The sequence below is a fragment of the Flavobacterium sp. FPG59 genome, from assembly GCF_002150205.1.
Classification (GTDB): domain Bacteria; phylum Bacteroidota; class Bacteroidia; order Flavobacteriales; family Flavobacteriaceae; genus Flavobacterium.
The window spans coordinates 1-4,689 of record NZ_MTCA01000232.1; the positions used below are offsets into that span (position 1 = coordinate 1).

Consider the following 4,689-nt stretch of genomic DNA (forward strand, 5'->3'; position numbering starts at 1 on the left):
TGAACATTTAGAACATCATTTAAAACAAATAGTTGAATATGAATAAGAAAATCAATCGACCTGAAGCAGTTTGTTGCGATTGGGATCTTGTTTTAATTAAATATTGATTTTGTACATGTAAAGTCAATACTTAACATAAAGTTTAGGTTTCCTTAATTCTCCACTTTAGCAAGTCGTGAAACAGTAAACTCATAAAAATCAGAAACATCCGTAAGAAAAAAAACCGTCTCCAAAATAGAGACGGTTTTTTTCAATATAAAAATGGTTTGGTTAATAGCGTATGTTAAATTGTAATCTTAGCTGTTAAGCATTACAGGCATTACAAGCATGGTAACAGTTTCACCTTCCTCTAATCCATCAACTGGAGTTAAAATTCCGGCTCTATTAGGTAAAGACATTTCAAGCATAATCATATCCGATTGTAAGTTGGTCAACATCTCAGTTAAAAAACGAGAGTTGTAGCCTATTTGCATATCATCACCTTGGTAATCACAAGTCAATCTTTCTTCGGCTTTGTTAGAATAATCAATATCTTCTGCAGATACGTTTAACTCAGCACCAGCAATTTTTAATCTAATTTGGTGAGTAGTTTTGTTCGAAAAGATAGCTACACGACGCACAGAACTTAAAAATTGAGTACGGTCAATCATTAATTTATTTGGATTCTCTTTTGGGATTACGGCTTCGTAATTTGGATATTTTCCATCAATTAAACGACACATCAAAATGTAATTGTCAAAAGAGAAAGTAGCATTCGAATCATTGTATTCTATTTTTACCTCTGCATCTGAAGATCCTAAAATATTTTTTAAGATGTTCAATGGTTTTTTTGGCATGATAAAATCAGCAACTTGAGAGGCTTTCACATCAGTTCGAGCATATTTTACCAATTTGTGCGCATCAGTTGCCACAAAAATTAAACCTTCTGGTGAGAATTGAAAAAACACTCCAGACATTACAGGACGTAAATCATCATTACCTGCAGCAAAAATAGTTTTACTTATAGCTGTAGCCAAAACATCAGCAGGAACAAGTGTTACAGATGGATCTTCAAGGTTTACTGATTTTGGAAACTCCTCACCAGGAGCATATGCAAGAGCATATTTACCTGAGTTAGAACTTATTTCTATGGTACTATTATCTTCTATAGTAAATGTTAAGGGCTGCTCTGGAAAAGTTTTAAGAATTTCCAAAAGTAATTTTGCAGGAACGGCAACACTACCTTTACTTTCTGAATCGATTGATAAGGTTGCAGACATAGTAGTCTCTAAATCAGAGGCAGATACGGTCAATACATTATGATCTAGATCAAATAAGAAATTGTCTAAAATAGGTAATGTATTGCTGCTATTGATTACATTCCCTAAAACTTGTAATTGTTTCAATAAGTATGAACTCGATACTATAAATTTCATCTGTTTTATTTTATTTTTTTAAGGTATTTCTTTATTTGTGAAATACGTTACATGTTACAAATATATCGTAAACTATTCTAGTTTGGAAACTTTTTTATTAACATCTATTTACTGTATTTTCTTTTACGAATGAAAGTAAACACAAAACCGAAGATCCCTAAAATAATAATTGGTAACCCGATAGTTAGTATTGGGGTACTGCTATAGTTTTCATAAACCTTTTCTTTGTCTAATAAAGGCAAATCTAGATCCTTGCTTCTAATGTTAATAAGTCCATTATCATCTAATAGGTAATTGACACAGTTTATTAAAAAATCTTTGTTGTCATATAAATTTCCTGAACGCTGATCATAACCTAGTTCAACAGGTTGAAAGTTTTTATCCAATTGGTTTTTGATTAGATCTCCATCGGCTATAACAATCATTTTATTTGCATTTCCTTGGTCTAAAAATGTTTTTTGTTCAAAAGGCAAAACTCGATTTTTATACATAGATTCAAAACTACCTTCGAGTAATACGGATAATGGCAATTTACCTTTTGCAGCATAATCAGCTGGTGAAGTTTCTTCGGTAACACTTTCTAAATTTACTTCTGATGGCGTTCCTATCTTTTTTGAATATTGTGAGGACTGTAGCAGTACCGTTTTTTTGATGCCGTTTTTCAAGGTATCAATAGGATTAGCAAAGTCAAATTTGATTCCGCCTAAATTTTTTACAATCGGATGCGTGCTTGTAGGATATACTTGTGGTGCAAACTTCCAGTTGAATTCCTGAAATTGAGTTGCACTTCCTTGTTCGCCAGTAGCCAGTTTTATAGGGCTTCCTTGCTCGTCTTTTATTAAATCTGGATTAATACGAAAGCCATATTTAAAAAACATATCATTCAAGTTTAAATCCCTTGGATAGGCTAGGGTAGCTCCTGCAGGATTGTACAAACTATCCATTTCTGCTACAACTTGGTCTACAAGCCATAACGTTTTACCACCATGCATGATGTATTGATCCAGTACTTGTTTTTCCTGATCGGTAAAGGTTTCGGTTGGTTTTGCAATGAGTGCTAGGTCATATTCTTTAAGAGATTCTAAACTTTTTAACGGATTTTTAGCTACTGAATCAAGCGTGAACGGCGCAATAAAGTAACTTTCTCGTACTTGCAATAAAAATTTGGCCATTAAAATATCTTGTAGCTCGCCATTACCTTTAATAACAGCAATTTTTTTCTGTTTGGCTTTTGTAATTTTATTTAAACCTTCGGCAATGGAATATTCCAAATGTTGTACAGATCCTATTACTTTTTGGGTTGTAGAGGCGCCCATAATATTCTTTAGCAAAGGAATGTTGACTTCTTTGTTATCATAAACAGCAATTGCCCATGGGAAAACCATAGCTTGTGACTGTTTTCCTTTGTCGTCAACAGTTATGTTTACAGGTGTTAAGCCTTTTCGATACAATTCTTTGATGTTGTCCATACTTGCGTCCTTGTTTTCCAAAGGATCTACAAATTCAAACACTAAATTAGAATTGTATGCTTGAAATTCTTCTAAAAGTTGCTTTGTTTCTTGTTGTAAGCGTCTGAATTCTGGAGGTAAATCGCCTTGCATGTATACTTTTATAACAAGCGGATTTTGAACCTGATCAATAATTTTTAATGAGGTAGGGGAAAGTGTGTATCTCTTATCTTTTGTTAAATCAAAACGATGAAAAACGGAACTTCCTATTGCATTTACAACTAATACAACGGCAAGAATAATCAATACTGATTTCAGGTTTTTTTTCTTAGAAGTAGTCATTACGATTTGAAAGATTTTAGATTATAAACAGTAAATGAAAGAAAGACAACGGTAATACTTGTAAAATAAAGAATGTCTCTCGTGTCTAGTACTCCGCGACTCATACTCTTAAAATGATCTTGCATACCCAATGAAGCAATGATTTGAGATAAACTTGGAACCACTGTTGCAATACCATCAAACCCAAAATAAAAAAAGAAGCAAATAAAAACTGCCAAAATAAAAGCAACAATTTGGTTGTCTGATAATGTAGAGGTGAATATCCCTATCGAAGAATAGGCTGCAATTAGGAACACTAATCCAAAATAGGAGCCTATTGTGCTTCCCATATCGATATTGCCCTCAGGCATTCCTAAATCATAAATTACGGCAACATAAATAAAGGTTGGAATTATGGCTATTAGAATTAAAAGCAAAGCTCCAAGAAATTTCCCGTTTACAATTTGCCAAATACTTAATGGTTTTGTTAGTAATAATTCTAAGGTTCCTTGTTTTTTCTCATCAGAGAAACTGCGCATGGTTACAGCTGGAATCAGGAAAATTAAAATCCAAGGTGCTAAAGTAAAAAAGGGAGTCAAATCAGCAAAACCAGAATTAAGGATGTTGTATTCTCCTTCAAAAAACCAAAGAAATAATCCGTTAATGATTAAAAAAATGGCAATTACTAAATAACCTATTGGCGAACCGAAAAAGGATTTTATTTCTCGTAAAACTATTGATTTCATTTGTTTTTTTGTTTAAAGTTTCAAATGTTTAATGTTTAAAGTTCCCAATCCAACAACTTTAAACCTTAAACTTTAAACTATTTTTTACTCTAAAGTAACTAATTTATCTACGCTCCACGCTTCTGGTTTGTCGTTGAATAATTTTTTGGTGAAAGTCCACACTTCGTAAAATAGTTCAGAATTTCTGTAATTTTCTAAATCGGCTTCGGTTTCCCAATAACTGTAAGTAAAGAAAATGCTTTTGCTGTTTTTATCTTGATACAATTCTAAGAAACGATTTCCAGGCGCATTTCGTATTTTATCTTTCATTAACTCAAAGTTTTCTAAAAATGCAGGAATATGCTCCTCATGAAAACTTAATTTTACTATGCGTACAAACATTAGATTTTAAATTTATAATTAGCGATTTTGAATTTTGCAATTTGTAATAACATATTTGACATCTTCTCTTAAATGGAACTTTCCTTGAATTTTCGATGTAATTAAATCTCCCATAGTTAAATCAATTTTATCTGATTTGTATTCTTCTAAAAAGAAATTGAACTTATCAATTTTATATGAATGTTTACTTGAGATAAAATTAATAAGATGAGAAAAAATACCTTTAGTTATGAATAATGGAAGTAATAAAACATTTAATATAGACCAAATACCGATTGTAAATTCACATTCACTTTCAAAATGCTCATCATATCTAAATTCTGAAAAATCTATATTGTATTTCACTATAAACTTTTCCAACATGTCATAATTGTCATC

At 31.8% G+C, this 4,689-nt stretch carries 5 protein-coding genes; all 5 read right to left on the reverse strand.

Annotated features, from left to right (window positions below; all coding sequences use genetic code 11):
- Positions 1-296: 296 nt before the first annotated feature.
- Positions 297-1,415 carry a DNA polymerase III subunit beta gene (gene dnaN, locus FPG59_RS14040; protein ID WP_086455207.1) on the reverse strand — a complete coding sequence of 373 codons (1,119 nt, stop codon included), beginning with the start codon at positions 1,413-1,415 and terminating at the stop codon, positions 297-299.
- A gap of 104 nt (positions 1,416-1,519) precedes the next feature.
- The gene (gene gldG, locus FPG59_RS14045; RefSeq protein ID WP_086455208.1) at positions 1,520-3,205 is read right to left on the reverse strand and encodes a gliding motility-associated ABC transporter substrate-binding protein GldG; all 1,686 of its coding nucleotides are present in this window, start codon (positions 3,203-3,205) and stop codon (positions 1,520-1,522) included.
- Positions 3,205-3,930: a gliding motility-associated ABC transporter permease subunit GldF gene (gene gldF, locus FPG59_RS14050; RefSeq protein ID WP_086455209.1), complete on the reverse strand. Its 726-nt coding sequence runs from the start codon at positions 3,928-3,930 to the stop codon at positions 3,205-3,207. Before gldF ends, gldG begins: the two co-directional genes overlap by 1 nt.
- Positions 3,931-4,014: 84 nt before the next feature.
- On the reverse strand, positions 4,015-4,311 hold the full coding sequence (locus FPG59_RS14055) for a putative quinol monooxygenase (protein ID WP_086455210.1): 297 nt from the start codon (positions 4,309-4,311) through the stop codon (positions 4,015-4,017).
- 18 nt (positions 4,312-4,329) lie between these two features.
- Positions 4,330-4,689, reverse strand: a 360-nt coding sequence (locus FPG59_RS14060; RefSeq protein WP_217875915.1) for a hypothetical protein, incomplete at its 5' end; no start/stop codon positions are given.